The 19,826-nt window shown below is 43.5% G+C and carries 18 protein-coding genes; 2 read left to right on the top strand and 16 right to left on the bottom strand.

The window, feature by feature from the left end:
- The first annotated feature begins 61 nt into the window (after positions 1–61).
- On the top strand, positions 62–1,471 hold the full coding sequence (locus AC1EK4_RS02610) for a threonine/serine exporter family protein (RefSeq protein WP_062432620.1): 1,410 nt from the start codon (positions 62–64) through the stop codon (positions 1,469–1,471).
- A gap of 82 nt (positions 1,472–1,553) precedes the next feature.
- Here AC1EK4_RS02610 and carB read toward each other — a convergent pair whose 3' ends face one another.
- The 5 genes from carB to uxaC all read right to left on the bottom strand — a co-directional run bounded on the left by carB (position 1,554) and on the right by uxaC (position 10,371).
- The gene (gene carB, locus AC1EK4_RS02605; RefSeq protein WP_036895889.1) at positions 1,554–4,778 is read right to left on the bottom strand and encodes a carbamoyl-phosphate synthase (glutamine-hydrolyzing) large subunit; all 3,225 of its coding nucleotides are present in this window, start codon (positions 4,776–4,778) and stop codon (positions 1,554–1,556) included.
- Positions 4,779–4,786: 8 nt separating this feature from the next.
- Complete coding sequence (gene carA / locus AC1EK4_RS02600; protein ID WP_036895891.1) at positions 4,787–5,863, bottom strand: glutamine-hydrolyzing carbamoyl-phosphate synthase small subunit; 1,077 nt, start codon at positions 5,861–5,863, stop codon at positions 4,787–4,789.
- Between the two features lie 20 nt (positions 5,864–5,883).
- Positions 5,884–7,770, bottom strand: coding sequence for an amidophosphoribosyltransferase (locus AC1EK4_RS02595; RefSeq protein ID WP_062432617.1), 1,887 nt, complete (start codon positions 7,768–7,770; stop codon positions 5,884–5,886).
- Between the two features lie 143 nt (positions 7,771–7,913).
- Entirely contained in the window at positions 7,914–8,711 is a 798-nt protein-coding gene (locus tag AC1EK4_RS02590; protein ID WP_036895894.1) for a polysaccharide biosynthesis/export family protein, read from the bottom strand.
- Positions 8,712–8,967: 256 nt separating this feature from the next.
- A complete protein-coding gene (gene uxaC / locus AC1EK4_RS02585; protein WP_480356909.1) occupies positions 8,968–10,371 on the bottom strand; it encodes a glucuronate isomerase in 1,404 nt (467 codons plus the stop codon).
- Positions 10,372–10,507: 136 nt separating this feature from the next.
- Between uxaC and AC1EK4_RS02580 the strand changes: the two genes are divergently transcribed.
- A complete protein-coding gene (locus AC1EK4_RS02580) occupies positions 10,508–11,542 on the top strand; it encodes an asparaginase (RefSeq protein WP_480356908.1) in 1,035 nt (344 codons plus the stop codon).
- A gap of 9 nt (positions 11,543–11,551) precedes the next feature.
- Here the strand turns inward: AC1EK4_RS02580 and AC1EK4_RS02575 are convergent, their stop codons facing one another.
- The 11 genes from AC1EK4_RS02575 to AC1EK4_RS02525 form a co-directional block, all read right to left on the bottom strand.
- Positions 11,552–12,439, bottom strand: a complete 888-nt coding sequence (locus tag AC1EK4_RS02575) for an AraC family transcriptional regulator (protein WP_036895899.1) — start codon at positions 12,437–12,439, stop codon at positions 11,552–11,554.
- A 12-nt stretch (positions 12,440–12,451) separates the two neighbouring features.
- Complete coding sequence (gene dapA / locus AC1EK4_RS02570) at positions 12,452–13,339, bottom strand: 4-hydroxy-tetrahydrodipicolinate synthase (RefSeq protein WP_036895901.1); 888 nt, start codon at positions 13,337–13,339, stop codon at positions 12,452–12,454.
- Positions 13,340–13,478: 139 nt separating this feature from the next.
- Entirely contained in the window at positions 13,479–14,399 is a 921-nt protein-coding gene (locus AC1EK4_RS02565) for a DMT family transporter (protein WP_036895903.1), read from the bottom strand.
- Positions 14,399–15,136, bottom strand: a complete 738-nt coding sequence (gene truA, locus AC1EK4_RS02560; RefSeq protein ID WP_480356905.1) for a tRNA pseudouridine(38-40) synthase TruA — start codon at positions 15,134–15,136, stop codon at positions 14,399–14,401. Before truA ends, AC1EK4_RS02565 begins: the two co-directional genes overlap by 1 nt.
- The gene (locus AC1EK4_RS02555) at positions 15,133–15,576 is read right to left on the bottom strand and encodes a hypothetical protein (RefSeq protein ID WP_036895991.1); all 444 of its coding nucleotides are present in this window, start codon (positions 15,574–15,576) and stop codon (positions 15,133–15,135) included. The genes truA and AC1EK4_RS02555 overlap by 4 nt, the downstream gene beginning before the upstream one ends.
- 2 nt (positions 15,577–15,578) lie before the next feature.
- On the bottom strand, positions 15,579–15,950 hold the full coding sequence (locus tag AC1EK4_RS02550; protein WP_062432613.1) for a hypothetical protein: 372 nt from the start codon (positions 15,948–15,950) through the stop codon (positions 15,579–15,581).
- Between the two features lie 222 nt (positions 15,951–16,172).
- On the bottom strand, positions 16,173–16,718 hold the full coding sequence (locus AC1EK4_RS02545) for an RNA polymerase sigma factor (protein ID WP_231725581.1): 546 nt from the start codon (positions 16,716–16,718) through the stop codon (positions 16,173–16,175).
- Entirely contained in the window at positions 16,715–18,112 is a 1,398-nt protein-coding gene (locus AC1EK4_RS02540) for a L,D-transpeptidase family protein (RefSeq protein ID WP_480356902.1), read from the bottom strand. Before AC1EK4_RS02540 ends, AC1EK4_RS02545 begins: the two co-directional genes overlap by 4 nt.
- Positions 18,113–18,282: 170 nt before the next feature.
- Positions 18,283–18,594: a T9SS type A sorting domain-containing protein gene (locus tag AC1EK4_RS02535; RefSeq protein ID WP_480356901.1), complete on the bottom strand. Its 312-nt coding sequence runs from the start codon at positions 18,592–18,594 to the stop codon at positions 18,283–18,285.
- 376 nt (positions 18,595–18,970) lie between these two features.
- Positions 18,971–19,441: a 23S rRNA (pseudouridine(1915)-N(3))-methyltransferase RlmH gene (rlmH, locus tag AC1EK4_RS02530; protein ID WP_480356899.1), complete on the bottom strand. Its 471-nt coding sequence runs from the start codon at positions 19,439–19,441 to the stop codon at positions 18,971–18,973.
- 14 nt (positions 19,442–19,455) lie between these two features.
- Positions 19,456–19,773 (bottom strand): DUF4491 family protein, encoded by a 318-nt coding sequence (locus tag AC1EK4_RS02525; RefSeq protein ID WP_036895911.1) that lies wholly within the window; start codon positions 19,771–19,773, stop codon positions 19,456–19,458.
- Positions 19,774–19,826: the final 53 nt, after the last annotated feature.

Raw genomic sequence — 19,826 nt, 5'->3', positions numbered from 1 at the left:
TATTTGACTAACTTTGCACAGAAAATTCAGATAACATCATTTCAAAGACTACAAAAGAAGCATGGATAATAATTGTAATTCAGAAGCAATCGTCATTAAGAAGTTAGAACTACTCTTAGACACAGGATGTCTCCTCATGTCGAGTAACGCCGACACAGCTCGTATTTCGCGCAATATGAAGCGTGTTGCCGCATTCTTAGGCATCATTGAGGAAGACATGCATATCTACTTTAACTTTAATATCTTGATGGTCAACGTGTGTATCGACGGCCATTTATACAGCAAATACAAGCGTTGCGACAAACACGGCATCAACATGGCCACCATCACTGCCATCAGTAAACTATCATGGCTGGCTATAAAGGAAGACTATTCGCTCGAACAATACGAGGAAGCATTGAATGAAATCAAGAACAAGAAGAACAGTTATACCGATTGGGAAGTAGCAGCTTGCAGCGGATTTGCCTGCGGTGGCTTCTGTATACAGTTCGGATGCGACTGGACCGCCTTCTTCTATGCTTCAATAGCAGCCATGTTTGGCATGCAACTGAAGACATACTTGAATAAGAAAGGGTCGAACACGTATGTGAATATTGCTATTTCGGCTTTCGTAGCAACACTCATTGCTTGGCTATTTGCCAACTTCTCACTCTCTACAGAAGTTATGGCTGCTATGCCTGATATGCTGGCTTCGGTACTTCATACAGACACTCCGTGGCATCCATTGATGGCATGTACGCTATTCATAGTGCCGGGTGTGCCCATCATCAATTCAGTAAGCGACATGCTGACAAATTACGTCCAGATAGGCATAACACGTGCTGTCATCACGCTTATGTTTGTTCTGTCTATGGCATTTGGTATCGCATTAGCGATAGAAGTATGCGGTATTGACAACTTTGTCAAAGACCTGAGTATGATACCTCACCACACTTATCTTGAATTCTCTATTGCCGCAGCCATCTCGGCCATGGGATTCGCAACCATATACAACTTCCCCAAACGTCTGTTACCAGTGTTAGCCATAGGCGGAATCATTGCAGTCTGTACACGAAACTTCGTGAATCTAGGTCCCAGTACTGATAATATAGGATTGGATATGGGCTTGATTACAGGTTCATTTGTGGGTTCGGCACTCATCAGTATCATCTGTACGCAAGCCATGCACTGGTTCCACATGCCTCATCATTGCCTGTCTATACCCTGCGTTATCCCTATGATTCCGGGCGTATTGATGTATCGTTCACTGTTTGCATTCATCGATATGCACGGTATTGTGGGCGAGGTAACGGTGGCTATGTACAATGGTATCAGAGCTACACTGATTATCTTGTTCATCGCCATAGGCTTGGCTATTCCCAACATCTTCGTTCGTCGAATGGTAACACCGAAGCGCAATAAGAAGCTTCTCGATATGGTGATAGAGCGACAGCGAAAACACGAAGCTGCCACAGAGTTGAAACAAGCATAAGGAAACTACTGATAAAGCACAAAGAAAAAGAGCGGATGCCCTACCGGACATCCGCTCTTTATATATTATATGGCCTAGCTGATTAATATTCAGACCAACTCTTAATCTCTATTTCATCCAAAGGTACGCTACAGAAAGCATGAATGAAAGCACTTGCCAAACGACTGTTGGTAATCAATGGAACGTTCAAATCAATAGCTGCACGGCGTATCTTGTAACCGTTGGTAAGTTCATGAACCGTCAAGTTCTTAGGAATATTAACCACCATATCAATCTTATGCTCATGTAACATGGTCAAGGCTTGGGGCTCTTGTCCTTCTTCTGACGGCCAGAAAACGCGTTCGTTTGCCACTCCATTCTCTGCAAGATACTTGCTGGTACCACCCGTTGCATAGAGTTTATAGCCATGTTCGACCAATTCTCTAGCAGCATCAAGCATACCGGCCTTCTCCTTTGCACCACCCGTAGAGAGCAGAACGGTCTTAGCAGGGATACGATGGCCGACGCTAAGCATACTCTTGAGCAATGCATCATTGGTATCGTCACCCAAACAACCAACCTCTCCAGTAGAACTCATATCCACTCCTAAGACCGGATCGGCCTTCTGTAAACGGCTGAAAGAGAACTGACTGGCCTTAATTCCTACGTAGTCGAGGTCAAAAAGGTTCTTATTTGGTTTCTCTACAGGGAGTCCCAACATCACTTTGGTAGCCAGCTCGATGAGATTAATCTTCAACACTTTGCTGACAAATGGGAACGAACGTGAGGCACGAAGATTACATTCGATAACTAAAATATCGTTATCACGAGCCATAAACTGGATATTGAAAGGACCGCTAATATGCAGTTCTTTAGCTATCTGGCGACTCACATGCTTGACACGACGAACAGTTTCAACATACAACTTCTGCGGTGGGAAAGCGATGGTAGCATCTCCTGAGTGCACACCGGCAAACTCTACGTGCTCACTGATGGCATATGCAAGAATCTCACCATTGCGAGCTACGGCATCCATCTCGATTTCCTTGGCGTGCTCAATAAACTTCGATACAACCACAGGATGGTCTTCACTGACGTTAGCAGCAAGTTGTAAGAACTTCACAAGTTCCTCTTCGTTAGAGCAAACATTCATCGCTGCCCCCGAAAGAACATACGATGGGCGAACCAATACCGGAAATCCTACACGCTCGACAAACTTTCCGATGTCGTCCATACTGGTCAAAGCACTCCATTCGGGTTGGTTGATTCCATTGCGAGTAAGCATGGCTGAGAACTTAGCGCGGTCTTCAGCGCCATCAATATCTTGCGCCGCCGTACCAAGAATAGGTACATTTTGCTCGTCGAGCTTCATGGCTAAGTTGTTCGGAATCTGCCCTCCTGTGCTGACAATGACACCATGCGGAGTCTCCAATTCAATGATATCCATGACACGTTCAAACGTCAATTCATCGAAATAAAGACGGTCGCACATATCATAATCGGTAGAAACAGTCTCCGGATTATAGTTAATCATCACCGAACGGTAACCTTCTTTGCGAATAGTATTCAAAGCTTGAACACCACACCAGTCGAATTCTACTGAGCTACCAATACGGTATGCTCCCGACCCAAGCACGATAATAGAGCGCTTATCCTTCTCAAAGTCAATATCATTCTGTACTCCTGCATAGGTCAGATAGAGATAATTAGTCTGCGCCGGATACTCTGCTGCCAAAGTATCTATCTGTTTTACCACCGGCAATATGCCATAGTTCTTACGCAGATTTCGTACCAATAGCTGTGCCTTGAACATGTTATGGAGTTCTCCTTCAAGCCCTACGGCACGCGCAATTTGGAAATCTGTGAAGCCATAAACTTTGGCTTTCTGTAGCAATTCCTTATCAAGTGTATTGATATTGCATGTCTTCAACTGCTCATCAATATCAATAATATTCTTCAATTTCTGCAAGAACCACTTATCAATCTTCGTCAATTCATGAATCTGATCAACCGTATAGGCCTTGTGCATAGCCTTTGAGATGACGAAGATGCGCTTATCGGTAGGTTCTTTCAAAGCTGCATCAATGTCTTCTATTTCCAATTCCTTGTTCTCGACAAAGCCATGCATGCCCTGCCCTATCATGCGTAAGCCTTTTTGGATGGCTTCTTCGAAGTTTCGACCGATCGCCATTACCTCTCCGACAGACTTCATGGAAGAACCCAATTCCTTGTCTACTCCACGGAATTTTGACAAGTCCCAGCGTGGAATCTTGCACACTACATAGTCCAATGCAGGCTCAAAGAAAGCGCTGGTAGTCTTTGTAACAGAGTTCTTTAAGTCGAACAAACCATATCCAAGACCTAACTTTGCAGCGACAAAAGCCAAGGGATAACCGGTCGCCTTAGACGCTAATGCAGACGAACGGCTCAATCGTGCGTTCACCTCAATGACTCTATAGTCTTCGCTCTTGGGATCGAATGCATACTGAACATTACACTCTCCGACGATACCGATGTGTCGAATGATGCGTATAGCCAATGCTCTCAACTTATGGTATTCGCTGTTTGTCAATGTCTGAGAGGGCGCAATGACGATACTTTCACCCGTATGGATGCCCAAAGGGTCAAAGTTTTCCATGTTACATACGGTAATACAGTTGTCGAAACGGTCGCGTACTACCTCGTATTCTATTTCCTTCCAGCCCTTCAAACTTTTCTCAACAAGTACCTGAGGTGAGAAAGAGAATGCCTTTTCTGCAAGCTTATCTAGTTCTTCTTCGTTATCAGCGAAACCACTACCAAGTCCTCCAAGGGCATAAGCAGCGCGAATAATCACCGGATAACCGAGTTCGCGAGCAGCTTTACGAGTCTTTTCAATATTGTCACAAGCCTCACTCTTGATAGTCTTGACATCTATTTCGTCCAGTTTTTCAACGAAAAGTTCACGGTCTTCTGTATCCATAATGGCCTGAACGGGAGTTCCTAGTACCTGTACATTGTACTTTTCTAAGATGCCACTCTTATAGAGTTCCACACCACAATTGAGTGCTGTTTGACCTCCAAACGACAGTAAGATACCATCAGGACGCTCCTTTTCGATGACACGTTCAACGAAGTAAGGCTGCACAGGCAGGAAATATATCTGATCGGCAACACCTTCCGATGTTTGAACAGTTGCAATATTAGGATTGATTAATACGGTATAAATACCCTCTTCACGCATGGCTTTAAGGGCTTGTGAACCCGAATAATCGAACTCACCGGCCTCTCCAATCTTCAAAGCACCAGAACCTAAGAGGAGTACTTTCTTTATCTTTTCATCTTTCATCTTCTCTTTTACTTTAAGGTTGCAACAAAATCATCAAATACAAACTCCGTATCTACGGGACCGGAACATGCTTCCGGATGGAACTGACTAGTAAACCAAGGATTCGTCTTATGCTTGATTCCCTCGTTACTTCCATCATTCATATTCACAAAGAGTTCTTCCCAATCTTTTCCGATGGTCTTGATATCAACGGCATAGCCATGGTTTTGACTGGTCACAAAGCACTTATTCGTGCCTACCATACGCACCGGCTGGTTGTGAGAACGGTGTCCATATTTCAATTTATAGATGGATGCACCACCTGCTTTAGCCAAGAGTTGGTTACCCATGCAGATACCGCATATCGGTTTACGGCTCATACTGATTTGCTTACGAATCACATCGACAGCCTCGGAACACATATCCGGGTCACCGGGACCATTACCCAAGAAGAGACCATCAAACTCCATTCCGGTATAATCATAATTCCAAGGCACTCGAATCACTTCTACTCCGCGATTAATCAAGCAACGAATAATGTTGGCTTTCACGCCACAATCCACGAGAACAACCTTCTTTCCAGCACCCTCATTATAACGAATAATCTCCTTACACGAAACCTTATCCACGAAGTTTACACCTTCATAATCAGCTTCAGGAATATTATCGGGCTCATCGTCAAAGATAATTTTCCCCATCATCACCCCATGAGAACGCAACACTTTGGTCAACTCTCGCGTGTCAATGCCCGTTATTCCCGGCACATGTTCGCGTTTCAACCAGTCGGATAAACTCTCTACGGCATTCCAATGAGAGTACTCTTCACTATAATCAGCAACAATAATGGCAGAAGCATATATCTTATCACTCTCCATAAAAGTGGGCAAACCAGATGGCTCAACCGTAAATGCAGGCACACCATAATTACCTACAAGCGGATAAGTCAACGTCATCAACTGCCCAGCATAAGATGGATCTGTAAGACTCTCCGGGTATCCCATCATGGCAGTATTGAATACAACCTCGCCCGCTACAGGCGCATCGTAGCCGAAAGACTTACCATGAAACTTTGTTCCGTCTTCCAATATTAATGTTACTTTCTTCATTCTATTCTCTTTATTGAATATTATTCACTCTTATACACATTCTCAAAGTAATCCACAAAGGCCTCATTACACAACTTTGTACCACCGGGAGTAGGATACTTACCAGTAAAATACCAATTACCTCTGTGATTAGGTATAGCCATCTGCAAGCCCTCTATAGACTGATAGACCAACTCCACAGGAGTCTTCATACCCTCAGGACGCAACATCTCAACAATCTTATTGTTGATTTCTTCGGTCGTGAACGGACTATAAATTTCCCTCACTCCATTCTTCATTTCATCCTTCGACTTCTCTAGTTCGGCCTTACATGAGCGATATACATCCTCTATCACATGTTGCAAACCACGTTCCTTAAGCAATTGAATGGTTGCGCGGAACACACAGAATTCCTCCAATCGAGGCATATCAATACCGTAATAATCGGGGTATCTAATCTGTGGAGCACTACTAACAATAACTATCTTATGAGGATGAAGCCTATCCAAGATACGCAAAATGCTCTCCTTCAACGTCGTACCACGTACTATACTATCGTCTATGATAACGAGATTGTCTACATGAGGTTCAATACTTTCGTAGGTAATATCATAAACATGTGATGCCAAATCGTTGCGCGAGTTACCCTCAGTAATAAAGGTACGAAGTTTAATATCCTTCCATGCCACCTTCTCACTGCGTACATCTTCTTGCAGAATACTCATTAACTCTTCATGACTTGGCGTATGTCCAAGGTTCGACAACCTTGCTATCTTCTGCTCATTAACATAGTTCTTGAATCCATCAAGCATACCATAGAAGGCAACCTCGGCTGTATTCGGAATGAACGAGAACACAGTGTGCTGCGTATCGTTGTCGATGGCTTTTAAAATAGGTTGCGTAAGCTGCTCACCTAGCTTCTTACGCTCCTTATATATATCGCGATCGGAGCCACGACTAAAATAGATTCGTTCGAAAGAGCAGGCTTGACTCTCTTTAGGTTCCAACACTTGTTCGATGGAACACTCACCATTCCGCTTCACCAACAATGCGGCACCGGCTGGCAGCTCTTTCACATCGTCACATTCCAAATCAAATGTTGTCTGCAATACAGGGCGCTCACTGGCCAATACAGCAATCTCGTCGTTGATATAATAGAAAGCCGGACGAATACCCCAAGGGTCGCGCATAGAGAACATCTCGCCCGAACCGGTGAGTCCACAGACTACATATCCACCATCAAAGCCGGTCATGGACGTCTGCAACACGTTAGACATCTGCACGTTGTTCTCAATGTATTCTGTAATATCCATGCCCTCTAAGCCTTGCGCTTGAGCCTGAACGAAATTCCGTTCAACCTCTCTATCCAGCCTATGACCTAGTAATTCGAGCATGATATAACTGTCACTATAAATACGTGGCCACTGCCCTTGTGCCCTCAAGCGACCGAAAATCTCATCAATATTAGTCATATTGAAGTTTCCACACAGGCACAGATTCTTCGCACGCCAGTTGTTTCTACGCAAGAACGGATGCACGTACGAGAGACCACTCTTGCCAGTCGTAGAATAGCGGAGGTGTCCCATATACATTTCTCCCGCAAAAGGAACGTGACGTTTCACGTATTCCACATCGTTCAACTTCTTCGGAGAAAAGTCTTTAAACGAGCGATGTACCTCGCCAAAGATCTCTGTAATGGCTTTCGTACCTTCTGCTCTCTGACGAAACATATACTCTTGTCCGGGCTCAGCTTCCAGACTCACGCAGGCCATACCGGCACCTTCCTGCCCTCTGTTATGTTGTTTCTCCATCATTAAGTATAGCTTGTTCAAGCCATACATCCATGTACCGTACTTTTGCTGATAATATTCCAGAGGTTTCAGCAGCCTCACCAAGGCTACACCACATTCATGCTTTAGAGTTTCCACTATTCTATATTCCTTTTAACTACAGTTTCCCTATTATACAAATGGCGCGACAACATGGTCGCACCTTATGCCTCACAGAAGCTCAAATCAAAAAAGTGAAAGACTGAAACCATAACCTTATCAATCTTTCACTTTCTCTTTGTTTATCTTACAATATTTATTACCAACGATGCTAAACTAGTTAGAATACCAATAACCGAGAACCAAATGGTTGTCGAAGAACCAATAGCAGCATTCTGTGCCTTCACCTTATTGGGTTCAACATACAGAATATCATTTTGTTGTAGATAATAATATGGAGAATTAATCAAGTTCGCATCATTCAAATTGAGGCGATGAGTTTCCTTTCTTCCGGTAGCATCTTCTCGGATAAGCATCACATTGTCGCGCTTACCATAAATGGTCAAGTCGCCCGCTTGCGCCAAAGCCTCTACCACACTCATCTTTTCAGTAGACACCGGCACTACTCCCGGATGGCCGACTTCACCGATAACAGTAACTCGATAACTAGCCATCGAAACTGTCACAATTGGATTTTGAGATTTAGCCAAGTAAGGAGCTATCTTCTCTTTGATTAAGTTCTGGCACTGATACTTCGTCAATCCTACAACATGCAACTTACCAACAACCGGAAAGTTAATGTTACCTTCATTGTCTACCAAGTAGCCTTGAAGCGAGCCATAGCCGCTGCTAATTTGTCCGCCCGAACCGATCGTGTTCTGAACAGAGAGGTTGAAAGGTGCAGCCACATCGGGATCGGTCGTGATAACCGTAATAGTAAGCATGTCTTTCGGCATGATTTTCGCATCGTAAAGACCTTGAGAAGCCTGCAAACTTATAGAATCAATGTTCTGAAAATAAGCTACATTCTTCGCACCAGAGCAACTACCTAATACCAAGACAGCCGCAATAAAGAGTAGAATCGTTAGAGTTTTTTTCATAACTACAATAATAGCATAATTATCGTTTAATATTGTGCAAATATAATTGTATTTTTTTAATTTGACAAGTTTTTATTCCAATAAAATGTTTGCACCTTTTAAGTTTAATGACTACACCCACATGAGCCTTCATTAACATACATGTAAAAGCATGAAAATAAGAATATCAACTCACTGCAGGGCGTCGGCAACATTGCTGCCTAGCCCTAACAGCAACGCTGCCAAGCCTCTTCAGCAAGCTTGCCAAATCCCTGCACTAATACAACTTGAAATAATTGCGTGCATTATTATAACTAATGTCTTCCACCATACGAGCCAATTCAGCTTGGTCATTAGGTATCAATCCACGCTCAACATCATTACCAATGATGTTACAAAGCAACCTTCTGAAGTACTCATGTCGGGGATAACTCAAGAAAGAACGGGAGTCGGTGAGCATCCCTATAAACCTACTTAGCAGTCCAAGGTTCGACAAAGCATTGATTTGGCGGGTCATTCCGTCTAACTGATCATTGAACCACCAACCGGCACCAAACTGCATTTTCCCCGGCACACTGCCGTCTTGAAAGTTTCCCATCATCGTTGCCACCACCTCATTATCGCAAGGATTCAAGCAATAAACGATGGTACGCGTCAGCATTCCTTTCTGATTCAGTTCGTCAAAGAAATGACTCATGGCTCTCGCCGTGCTAAAAGTACCAATGGAATCAAATCCAGTGTCAACGCCAATTCTACCAAGCATCAGTCCATTATTGTCGCGAATAGCACCATAATGATATTGTTGTGCCCAATCAGACGCAGCATCCATTTCTGCACACATGGTCAAAAAGGCATGCTTATATTGCCGTATTTCAAGCGCAGAGAGCATTTGTCCGCGCATCGCCTTCTCAAAAATGGTCTCTACTTGGCTATCCGTATAAGGCTCATCATAAAACTCTTCGATACCATGATCGGAGAGTTTACAGCCGTTTTCGGCAAAGAAATCATGCCTTTTTTGCAAGGCATCGACCAAATCGGAGAATCGTCTGATGTCTATACCCGATACCTCAGAGAGTTGTTTAACATAGCCAGCATACTCCTTTTTCTCTATATTCATGGCCTTATCCGGACGCCATGCGGGTAACATTCTCACTTCAAAGTCGCTCTGGAGAGTTGCTTGATGATACCGTAAATCATCTATCGGGTCGTCGGTAGTACATACCGTCTCCACATGGTAATGTCTCATCAGTCCTCTAGCACTATATTCCGACGAAGCAAGTTTCTCATTACACTCGTCGTATATCTCACGTGCCGTCTGCGGAGAAAGTAGCTTCGTGATACCAAAAGCGGTCTTCAACTCCAGCTGACTCCAATGAAACAGGGGGTTACGATAGGTATAAGGCATTGTATCGGCCCATTTTTCAAACTTCTCCCAGTCCGAAGTCTCATCGCCGGTACAATACTTTTCGGGCACTCCATTAGTACGCATGGCTCTCCACTTATAGTGGTCGCCACCCAACCACAGCTCCGTGATACTGGCGAAACGATGGTCTTCGGCTACCATCTTGGGATTCAAGTGACAGTGATAGTCTATGATTGGCTTCTGTGCAGCATGATTATGATACAATTCTTGGGCGACAGTGGTCTCCAACAAAAAGTTCTCATCCATAAATTCTTTCATCGGTAATCGAATATTCTTTATATGTTATGACAACGAGTTCGTCTGTCTTAGATTGTAATGCAAATATAATTCATTTTTTTGTGTAGCTAAGTAATTTAAGCTATATTTGCATTTCAAACGAAAGAAATAACGACACATGAAAGATTCAAAGGTTCTTTTGATATATACAGGCGGGACTATCGGCATGGGACAAAATCCGAAGACAGGCTCACTGGAGCCACTTGATTTCAACCATTTCATTGGTAAGATTCCCGATTTTGCCCTGCTATCGGTTGGCGTAGATGTATACCAATTCAGCGAACCAATTGATTCTAGCGACATGTCTCCACATCTTTGGGGCACACTTGTCCAAATTATCAGTGAGAAATACGGCGAGTACGATGGCTTCGTCGTGCTACATGGTACCGATACGATGGCTTATACAGCCTCGGCATTGTCCTTTATGCTGGGCAATCTTACCAAGCCTGTGATACTCACAGGTAGCCAATTGCCCATCGGACTGCTTCGTACCGACGGCAAGGAGAATCTCGTTACAAGTATCGAGTTGGCCTCTATGAAAAACATAGATGGGCGCCCGGCTGTCCCAGAGGTGTCGATATATTTTGGCGGGAAGTTGATTCGAGGCAATAGAGCGACCAAGCAGAATGCCGATGGATTCAATGCTTTCGACTCATTCAACTATCCCCACCTGTGCGATGCAGGCGTAAACTTCACCTTTCACGACCATCATATCCTCACGCCCGACTACACTAAGCCCATGATTCCGCACATTTCGATGAACCCGAATGTTATCGTATTCTCGCTCTTTCCGGGCATACAAGACAGTATTGTGGGACACGTCATTGACGCACCGGAGCTAAAAGGTATCGTCATGAGGAGTTACGGGAGTGGCAATGCTCCACAAAGTCCATGGCTTGTGGAGCTCCTGACCAAAGCATGTAAACGTGGAATAACAGTCGTAAACATCAGTCAATGCATTTCGGGAACAGTAGAAATGGCTAGATACGACACGGGATACCAACTCAAGGAAGCCGGTGTCATCAGCGGATATGATAGTACTGTGGAAGCAGCCGTCACCAAATTGATGTATCTGCTAGACATCTACGACAACCCAAAGATAATAAGAAAGCAGATGAATACCTGTATTGCAGGCGAAATAACAGTCAAATAAACAAGCCGACTAGACGATAACGCGCGTCTTATGATAGTTCTCTCTGAACCCAGAAGGAGAACAGTCTTTGCGCTTTTTGAATATTCTATTGAAATTACTAAGATTGTTGAATCCGCATTCATAGCTGATTTCGGAGATGCTCTTTGCCGTATCTACCAGCATACGCGAAGCATATCCTAAACGAATATCGATAATGTAGTCGGACAAACTACGCCCTGTATGCAACTTAAAGAAGCGACTGAATGCACTCGGACTCATACCAACCATCTCTGATAATACCGACAATCGAATCTCATCCATGTAATTCTTACTGATGAAATTCTTCACCTTGAGGATGCGACGGCTATCATCTTCCACTGAAATTTTGGCGAAACTAGACGACGAAAGTGTACGGGCATCAGAGCATTTTGAAAGTTCGTAGAGGATTGAAAGGAACTGAGTGACAGCATAAAATCCATCTTGTATGGCACTCAAACCGTCCAACATCTTGTACACGCGTACGATAGCACTCATCGGAAAGCATAGCCCTTTACGCGCCTCCACCATCATCTTACGCATGCTAACAAACGGATTTCGACCAAAGAGATTGTCTTCCGTCATATTAAAATCGAACTGAACGGTAATCTCACGAATATCCTCACTGCGACATTCATGCTGTTCCCAGACATGTTCCAAGTCGGGACTAGTGATTAAGACAAGGTCATATTCACCTATTACTTCGCTGGAATCGCCCACCACTCTCTTCACTCCGGCAGCGCGTTCCACAAAATTCAACTCGTATACTTCGTGATTGTGGATAGGGTATGTGAATTCTTTCTTATGGCGATCGGCAATGTATAGCACGTCTTTACCCATAAGAGGAGTTATCTCATGAATTACTCTCCTATCCTCACTCATACCATATAGAGTTTAAATTCGTAAATCTTTCAAAATTGCAGACATCTTCTGTCGGGTCTTAATCGTTGTTGGAACCAACGGAAGACGAAGCACATTCTCTATCATTCCCATATCACTTAGCAAGGCTTTCACACCGGCCGGATTGCCTTCTACGAACAGAAGACTGTACAATTCGGTAAACATGTGATGGATTTTGCGTGCCGGTTCAAACTCACCCTTGAACTCCAAACGAATCATTCGTGAGAATTCTTTAGGCAAAGCATTACCGATTACCGAAATAACACCGGCTGCCCCACTGGCTACCATAGAGAATGTCAGGGCGTCATCACCACTGATTATATCGAAATTATCGGGCTTTCCTTTGATGATTTCGTCCACCTGCTCAAGACTACCACTTGCTTCTTTGATACCCACAATGTTGGGAAAATCCTTCGCTAAACGTATGGTTGTCTCCGCTTTCATATTGATTCCCGTTCTTCCGGGAACATTATAAAGGATGATTGGCAACGGACTTGCTTCGGCAATAGCCTTGAAATGCTGGTACAAACCTTCTTGTGAAGGCTTGTTATAGTAAGGGCAAATACTCAGAATACCATCAATCCCACTCCAATCCGTGGTCTGAATCTCTCGTACTACAGCCGCCGTATTATTACCACCGCAATACTTCACGATCTTCACACGGCCTTGATTAACAGTCTTGACAAGCTCGGTTATTTTATCTTTTTCCTCTTTCGACAAACAAGGAGACTCACCTGTAGTGGCCAAAATACACAGGAAATCAGCGCCATTGCTAATCTGATATTCAACCAAACGCTTCAATGAGGGGTAATCTACCTCCCCTGTTAATGTAAAAGGAGTTATCACAGCAACGCCTAAACCCCTGAAAATATTCTGTGCCATAGCTTCTATATATTCCTTAGATGTTCCGTCAAGTTCTCATTGCAAAGTTACATGATTTCAATAAATGTGCAAAGAAAAACACTCAAATTATATCAATCTCGAAATAGAAGTATTGTTTTATGCAACAATGATACACTTTCTACTTCGATCCGATATACAAGAATATCATGCCGAGCAGGACAAAGAACAAGTCTAAAGCCTTAGCCTTAAGGTTCTTTTCATGGAAAATCATCGCACCAAAAAGGAAACTTACCAACACACTTCCCCTTCTAATCATCGACACAATAGATATCATGGCATCGGGTTTAGACAGTGCATAGAAATAAACAAAGTCGGCTATAGACAGGAAAACAGATATCATGATGATACTCCAATCCCAATGAAACGGTGTCGTATGCTTACGAGTGGGCAGCCAAATGAGCAACATCATCGCTCCCATCATTCCCATTTGATAGATATTGTACCAACTTTGCACCACCATCCGATTCAAACCGACTCCGCTGTCAGCTATTCCGGCCATCAAATATTTATCATACAAGCCACTGACAGCACCCAATATGGCAGCCAAAAGCAATGAGACCACCCACTTGTTATGCTTAAAATCGATACCTTCACGCTTCCCACTTCGGCTTAACATCCACAATGAAAAGATGGCTAAAAGCACACCAGCCCACTGCCAAACGTTCAATCTTTCCTGAAAAACGAGCATTGCTCCCACCAACACCATCACCGGACGAGTGGCATTAATAGGCCCTACAATGGTGATAGGGAGATGTTTCATCGAGAAATAACCAAACACCCAGCTTGATAATACAATACAAGATTTCAGCACAATATACTTATGTACGCTCCAATCGGATACCGGAACATAAAACATATTGTCGTCCAATACATGCGTAAATGCCGAAAATAAGATGAAAGGAAGGAATATACAAGAACAGAAAATAGTGTTCAGAAACAACACAGGAATAACCGCATTTCCCCGCAATGCTTTCTTTTTAAACACATCATAGAATCCTAACAGCGCAGCTGATAGGAATGCAAACATTAACCAAGCCATCAATATACCACCTTTTCTAAGAACAAAGCTTTGGCCGGCATACTCTCTCCGGCATTCGAACGGTTACCTTTCTTTACCACTTCATCAAACTCTTCAAGTGTCAAACGATGCTTCCCAACATCCAACAACGTACCCACCACGGCTCTCACCATGTTACGCAAGAACCGATTAGCGGTAATAACAAACATGTATTGCTTATCGGGTAGCTCCATCCAATGGGCTTCAGTCACATCGCACAACGTCGTTTTGACATCGGTATGCGTCTTACAAAAAGCTGCAAAATCTTTCACCTCAAGCAATCGACGAGCCGCTTCATTCATCAAATTGAAATCGAGTGGGTATCTCAATTCACAGGAATAAGCATTCAAAAAAGGATTCTTACCTTGATGAATGAAATAATGATAGGTGCGACTTTTGGCACTAAAGCGTGCATGCAAGTCATTCTCTACCTCCTCTATCTTATCTATTGAAATATCACGGGGCAACAAACTGTTCATCCGATAGGCCAATTGGGCACATTCAAACACCGCTTCGGTATCGAAATGTGCTGCCATCATGCGGGCATGAACGCCGGCATCGGTCCTTCCTGCGCCCACTATCTCTACCTGTTCGCACAATAATAGCGACAAAGCTTTCTGTATTTCGTTCTGTACAGAGTTGCCATTAGGTTGTATTTGCCATCCATGATAACGCGTGCCATCATATCGCAGCCATATAAAATAACGTTTTTCCATCATCTACCCCTAGCTGCTCGTCTGAAAGCCTGCCTATGAAAGCGTGCTTCGGCCTTAATTATTTGAAACACTTTTCCAGCAGGTAACACCTTCATAAACTTACGATGATACTCTTGTTGCAACTCTTTCATCTTAATATCGAGCGCGTCTTGCTGGGCAATAGCATCGGCACACGCCTCATTATCTTGCACATCGATGAAGCGATAACGCTTCATCTGACCGAAAATAACACGCTGTTTCCCCATCATCTCTCGATACAAAGGGAAAAATACAGACGATTCATACACCGAAAGACTAGCTTCTTTCGTGATATACTGTTCCATTTCGCGTTCAAACTGAACCGGATCAAACTTCCGTTTCGGCCCTTGAGCATTCACTGCAAGCGATATGATGAGTGTCAGCGCAATGATAGCAGCTTTCTTCATGACTATAATCTTTCTCATATTCATTCGTTTACCAAAGACGCATAGATGGCCTCATTGTCCATCATGGTATAATCTACCACTTCGTCTGCCGATATTTCGCCGGCATTTACATTGGCTATCCAATGTTCAGAAGGTACAGTTGGCGTCTGCTCTGACTTAGATAAATACGTCCACAAGGCTATTCCGACCACACCAACACACGCTGCAGCAGCTATAATAGAGTTAACACGACGATGCACCCGACGCTTGAGTGGGACTACAGCAGCTTGTTGAGGCTCCTGTATCTTGCTCATGACATCGCTAGCCAATTGGTCGAAATAGCCATCGGGTGCGCGAAAGCCGGTTGCTTTCCCGTATTTCCGTTTCAATATATCCTCGTCTTGGTCTATCATTTTATTTATCTCCTTTTTATACTCGTTTCTCAATTATGCCCTACTTCGAAGTTATCGGAAGTTAAACGCCTTGTAGGCGTTGGAGTAACAGGTGAAGTTAACGGACATTTGTCTGTTGACTCCAAGCCGCAAAAAGGCTTTAACTCCTATTGACTTCCGTTTATCTTCAAGCTTGAAAATTTATCTCTTTTTATTATTAAGACGTAAATTCACCGCAAAGGTTTAATCCTTATCCCGTAAATATTCCGTTATTTTCTTCACAGCCAAGTGATAACTCGCTTTCAAAGCCCCTTCGCTAGTTCTCAACACCTCACTCATCTCACTATATTTCATCTCATCATAGTAGCGCAAAGTAAAGACGGCACGTTGCACTTCGGGCAATTGTGCAATGGATTCTTGTAATAAAGCCTGTGTCTTATCGCCATCAAAATACTCATCGGCAAGCAACGTATCGACCACCGCTGTATCCCCATCCTGACTTATAGACGCCCTTACTTTCTGCTTACGTACGAAGTCCAAACTCTCATTGATAGCGATCCGAAACAACCAAGTAGTAAACTTAGAATTACTCTTAAATTTATCCAGATTGTTCCAAGCCTTGATAAAGGTGTTTTGAAGTACGTCGTTGGCATCCTCATGGGTCAATACGATACGACGAATCTTCCAATACAAGGGTTCACTGTACTGGTGTACCGCCTTCGAAAAGGTCTCTCGTCGCTGGGCAGGATCGGCCAACTGGCTTTGCCACATATCTACTTGAACACTCATTGGACGCCGTAATTTTTAAGCATTCCATATATCACGCGATCGTAACCATACACATCGGGATATTCTGCCAATACTCCCCAGCGACCGGGATAAAGCGTGTAATAAGTGATAAAAAGTGGGACTTTCGGGTTCACAGAGACCGAATGAATGAGCATACGTTTATCTATCTCTTTCTTCTTGGGCTCTTCCGCATCCTCATCATCAGTCTTTTCGCTCTCCACACCTATCGGTGCCAACATCGAATATTTGATTTTATCAATCACCTTCTCGTCCTTATCTCCTAATAAAAACACGGCTAAATCAAACGGTTTTTCCACTCGCACGCATCCATGAGAGACACCGCGGTCGTGCAAATTGAAGAAATCTCGCTGCGAAGTATCGTGTAGATACACGGCAAAATTGTTTTTGAAGCGGAAAATGATTCTACCTAATGAGTTGCCCACACCACCGGTCTGCACCACATAATAACTACCCGAAGTGAGCATATCGGCTGTGACATGGTGCACAGAAACCTTCTTTCCCGTATGCCGGTCAATCACCGAGAAGCGTTTACGAGCAAAGTAAGCACTGTCACCGGCATGATGTGCCACGCTTTTTTTGATGATACTGGCCGGCAATACCCACCGAGGATTCAAATCCATTCGCTCCATTTGGCTCGACAACAGTGGCGTCTTAGTCTCCAAACTACCGCATCCCACACGCATCGTAATAGTGTCTTTACCATCCACACCCATCAATCTAAAAGCCGGAATATTCACCATTACATACTTCTGATGCATTGAGGGATTATCGTGCGTACGCCATCGTGCCCGTTCCAGATTACATAAAATCTTAGCGCGTTCAAATCTGTTATGAGCATCGTTCAGTTGCTTGAGATACAGCGTGTAGAGGGCACTGCTCGGCGTAATCTCCTTTAAGAAGATGGCAACACTATCTTGGTGCACTTTACGCAGGGCTAGACGATAAAACGATTTATCAACTTCGTCTTGACGAACATCAAACAGTTGACGGTAACTGACATGTATAGAGTCGCTATCGCGCACGTCTAAAGCATTTAACAAACGGCGCGGATTGACGTAACCAAACCGTTGTCCGACAGCAAAACGGAAATAAGCCTTGGTCAAACGATACTCCAATCGACCAAACACTTGATTGATTTGATTCTCATCGGAATCGAATTCGAGTTCACGGACACGCGCTAAATCGTCCTCAATCTGCTTCACACAGAACTTTTTCTCGGAAAATCCCATGCTCGACACTGTCTTCAATTGCTCCAACAATTGCATAGCCCGATGGTCTACACCAAGCCTATCTATCCACACAAATACCCCTTTATTTCGATAATAGCGACGTGCTTCATAGTCGGCTTTCATCGAGTCTGCATCATTTCTCATAGCCACATCAATATATTCACGTATGCGATGAGAATTTAAGGAGAAAGCACTAGAGTCTAAACTTGAAAAACTATCCAAGCTCAAATTTCTATTTGGATTTACCGCCTTCTCGTTACAAGCTTCCAACAACAAGAAACTCATTGCAACCAAAAGACCTAATTTCAGACACTTCAATTAACAGAGACTTTACGAACAAAAGTTCCCACCTTGACAATATAGCAACCTTTGGGCAGATTCAAATCGTAGTGGAAGTTGTCTACATCAACCTTATAGCTAACCACACACAGACCGGTAAGGTTATAAACACGCACCACCTGACCGGTTGCGCCCGTAATTGCCAAAACATTACGGTTCATAATTGATATAGAAATCTTAGAAAATTCATCGTCTATAGAATATTCCAACGACGAAGCATGCACCGACTGGGGTGTTGTCATTGCCAACATCCCGACAGTCAATACTGTAAACAATCGCTTCATCATACCATTACTCTATTTATAAGACAAAGATATGAAATATCAAGTAATTAAAACCTCTTGTTCATTTTTCGCACATTTATTTTATTTTTTTTTCACAATGTTGGCACAATAAAAATGCTTTCAGTTTAAAATAAGCACTCGCTTATCCAACAACTCATAAACTTACGACCTTAGAAACTCACGAACTCACTTTGCTGCCAAGCCACGGCAACATCACTGCCTCGACTCTTCAGCATCGCTGCATAGGCTTAACAGCAATACTGCCATGCCCCTGCAGCAAAGTAAGTTCATGAGTTTTTAAGTTCTTTAGTTTGTGAGTTAGAGTATAAGTCTTTGAGATTGTGTGTTCTTGAGTTATAGAGTTGATAGATAAGAATTATCACTCATGGTGATAAGGTTCGCCCTTGATTATAGTACAAGCGCGATAAATCTGCTCCACAAAGATGAGTCTTATCATTTGATGGCTGAACGTCATCTGCGAGAGACTAATCTTTTCATCGGCTCGTTGATACACTGCCGGAGAGAAACCATAAGGTCCACCAACCACAAAAAACAATTTGCGAGCAGTCGATTGCTTCCTGGCTATCCACCGTGCAAACTCTATGGAGCGGAATTCTTTACCATGCTCGTCGAGCAATATGACGGTATCGCCGGGTTGGAAACGCCGTAACAATAATTCACCTTCGCGTTCCTTCTGCTGCTCTTCGGTGAGGCTCTTTGTATTTTTAAGTTCAGGTATCACGGTCATCTCAAAAGGCATATAATGGCTGATACGCTCCGTATAATCCTCAATACCGGCTATAAAATGTTTGTTGACGGTCTTCCCTACCACAAGGAGTTCTGTTTTCATCGGCTTATCAAGACTTAACGACGCACTCCGTCTTTAAATTTATACTCATTGATACGCTTAGGGTTGGCCGGGAACCAGCCTTTCTCTACACGTTCTTTTTGGCTGAATATCTCGCCAATACTCCACAACAACGATGCGCCTAAGACGCCTAACAAGCTACTCCAAATAACATCGGCCACACAAATGGAACAAATGACAGCTACGATACCAAGTAGAAGAAACACCCACCAATATCGCGTGCCAAAATAATACTCGACCTTGATAACGACAGGATGAAAAAAACCAATAATGAGAAAAGTTCCTATAGCGATGATTAAACCGGTAAAATACATAAGTTTTTAATTTTAAATGCGCCCGTACAGCATATCCCTTGCAATTCCACAAG

The organism is Prevotella sp. C0026C3, assembly GCF_056590795.1.
The sequence above is the reverse complement of the archived record's forward strand: the minus strand, read 5'-3'. Positions and strand labels throughout refer to the sequence as shown.

Bases quoted from the DNA above. Each gene is read 5' to 3' on its own strand.
- AC1EK4_RS02610 (WP_062432620.1), top strand. From the start codon at position 62: ATGGATAATAATTGTAATTCAGAAGCAATCGTCATTAAGAAGTTAGAA.
- carB (WP_036895889.1), bottom strand. From the start codon at position 4,778: ATGAAAGATGAAAAGATAAAGAAAGTACTCCTCTTAGGTTCTGGTGCT.
- carA (WP_036895891.1), bottom strand. From the start codon at position 5,863: ATGAAGAAAGTAACATTAATATTGGAAGACGGAACAAAGTTTCATGGT.
- AC1EK4_RS02590 (WP_036895894.1), bottom strand. From the start codon at position 8,711: ATGAAAAAAACTCTAACGATTCTACTCTTTATTGCGGCTGTCTTGGTA.
- uxaC (WP_480356909.1), bottom strand. From the start codon at position 10,371: ATGAAAGAATTTATGGATGAGAACTTTTTGTTGGAGACCACTGTCGCC.
- AC1EK4_RS02580 (WP_480356908.1), top strand. From the start codon at position 10,508: ATGAAAGATTCAAAGGTTCTTTTGATATATACAGGCGGGACTATCGGC.
- AC1EK4_RS02575 (WP_036895899.1), bottom strand. From the start codon at position 12,439: ATGAGTGAGGATAGGAGAGTAATTCATGAGATAACTCCTCTTATGGGT.
- dapA (WP_036895901.1), bottom strand. From the start codon at position 13,339: ATGGCACAGAATATTTTCAGGGGTTTAGGCGTTGCTGTGATAACTCCT.
- AC1EK4_RS02565 (WP_036895903.1), bottom strand. From the start codon at position 14,399: ATGGCTTGGTTAATGTTTGCATTCCTATCAGCTGCGCTGTTAGGATTC.
- truA (WP_480356905.1), bottom strand. From the start codon at position 15,136: ATGATGGAAAAACGTTATTTTATATGGCTGCGATATGATGGCACGCGT.
- AC1EK4_RS02555 (WP_036895991.1), bottom strand. From the start codon at position 15,576: ATGAGAAAGATTATAGTCATGAAGAAAGCTGCTATCATTGCGCTGACA.
- AC1EK4_RS02550 (WP_062432613.1), bottom strand. From the start codon at position 15,950: ATGATAGACCAAGACGAGGATATATTGAAACGGAAATACGGGAAAGCA.
- AC1EK4_RS02545 (WP_231725581.1), bottom strand. From the start codon at position 16,718: ATGAGTGTTCAAGTAGATATGTGGCAAAGCCAGTTGGCCGATCCTGCC.
- AC1EK4_RS02540 (WP_480356902.1), bottom strand. From the start codon at position 18,112: ATGAGAAATGATGCAGACTCGATGAAAGCCGACTATGAAGCACGTCGC.
- AC1EK4_RS02535 (WP_480356901.1), bottom strand. From the start codon at position 18,594: ATGATGAAGCGATTGTTTACAGTATTGACTGTCGGGATGTTGGCAATG.
- rlmH (WP_480356899.1), bottom strand. From the start codon at position 19,441: ATGAAAACAGAACTCCTTGTGGTAGGGAAGACCGTCAACAAACATTTT.
- AC1EK4_RS02525 (WP_036895911.1), bottom strand. From the start codon at position 19,773: ATGTATTTTACCGGTTTAATCATCGCTATAGGAACTTTTCTCATTATT.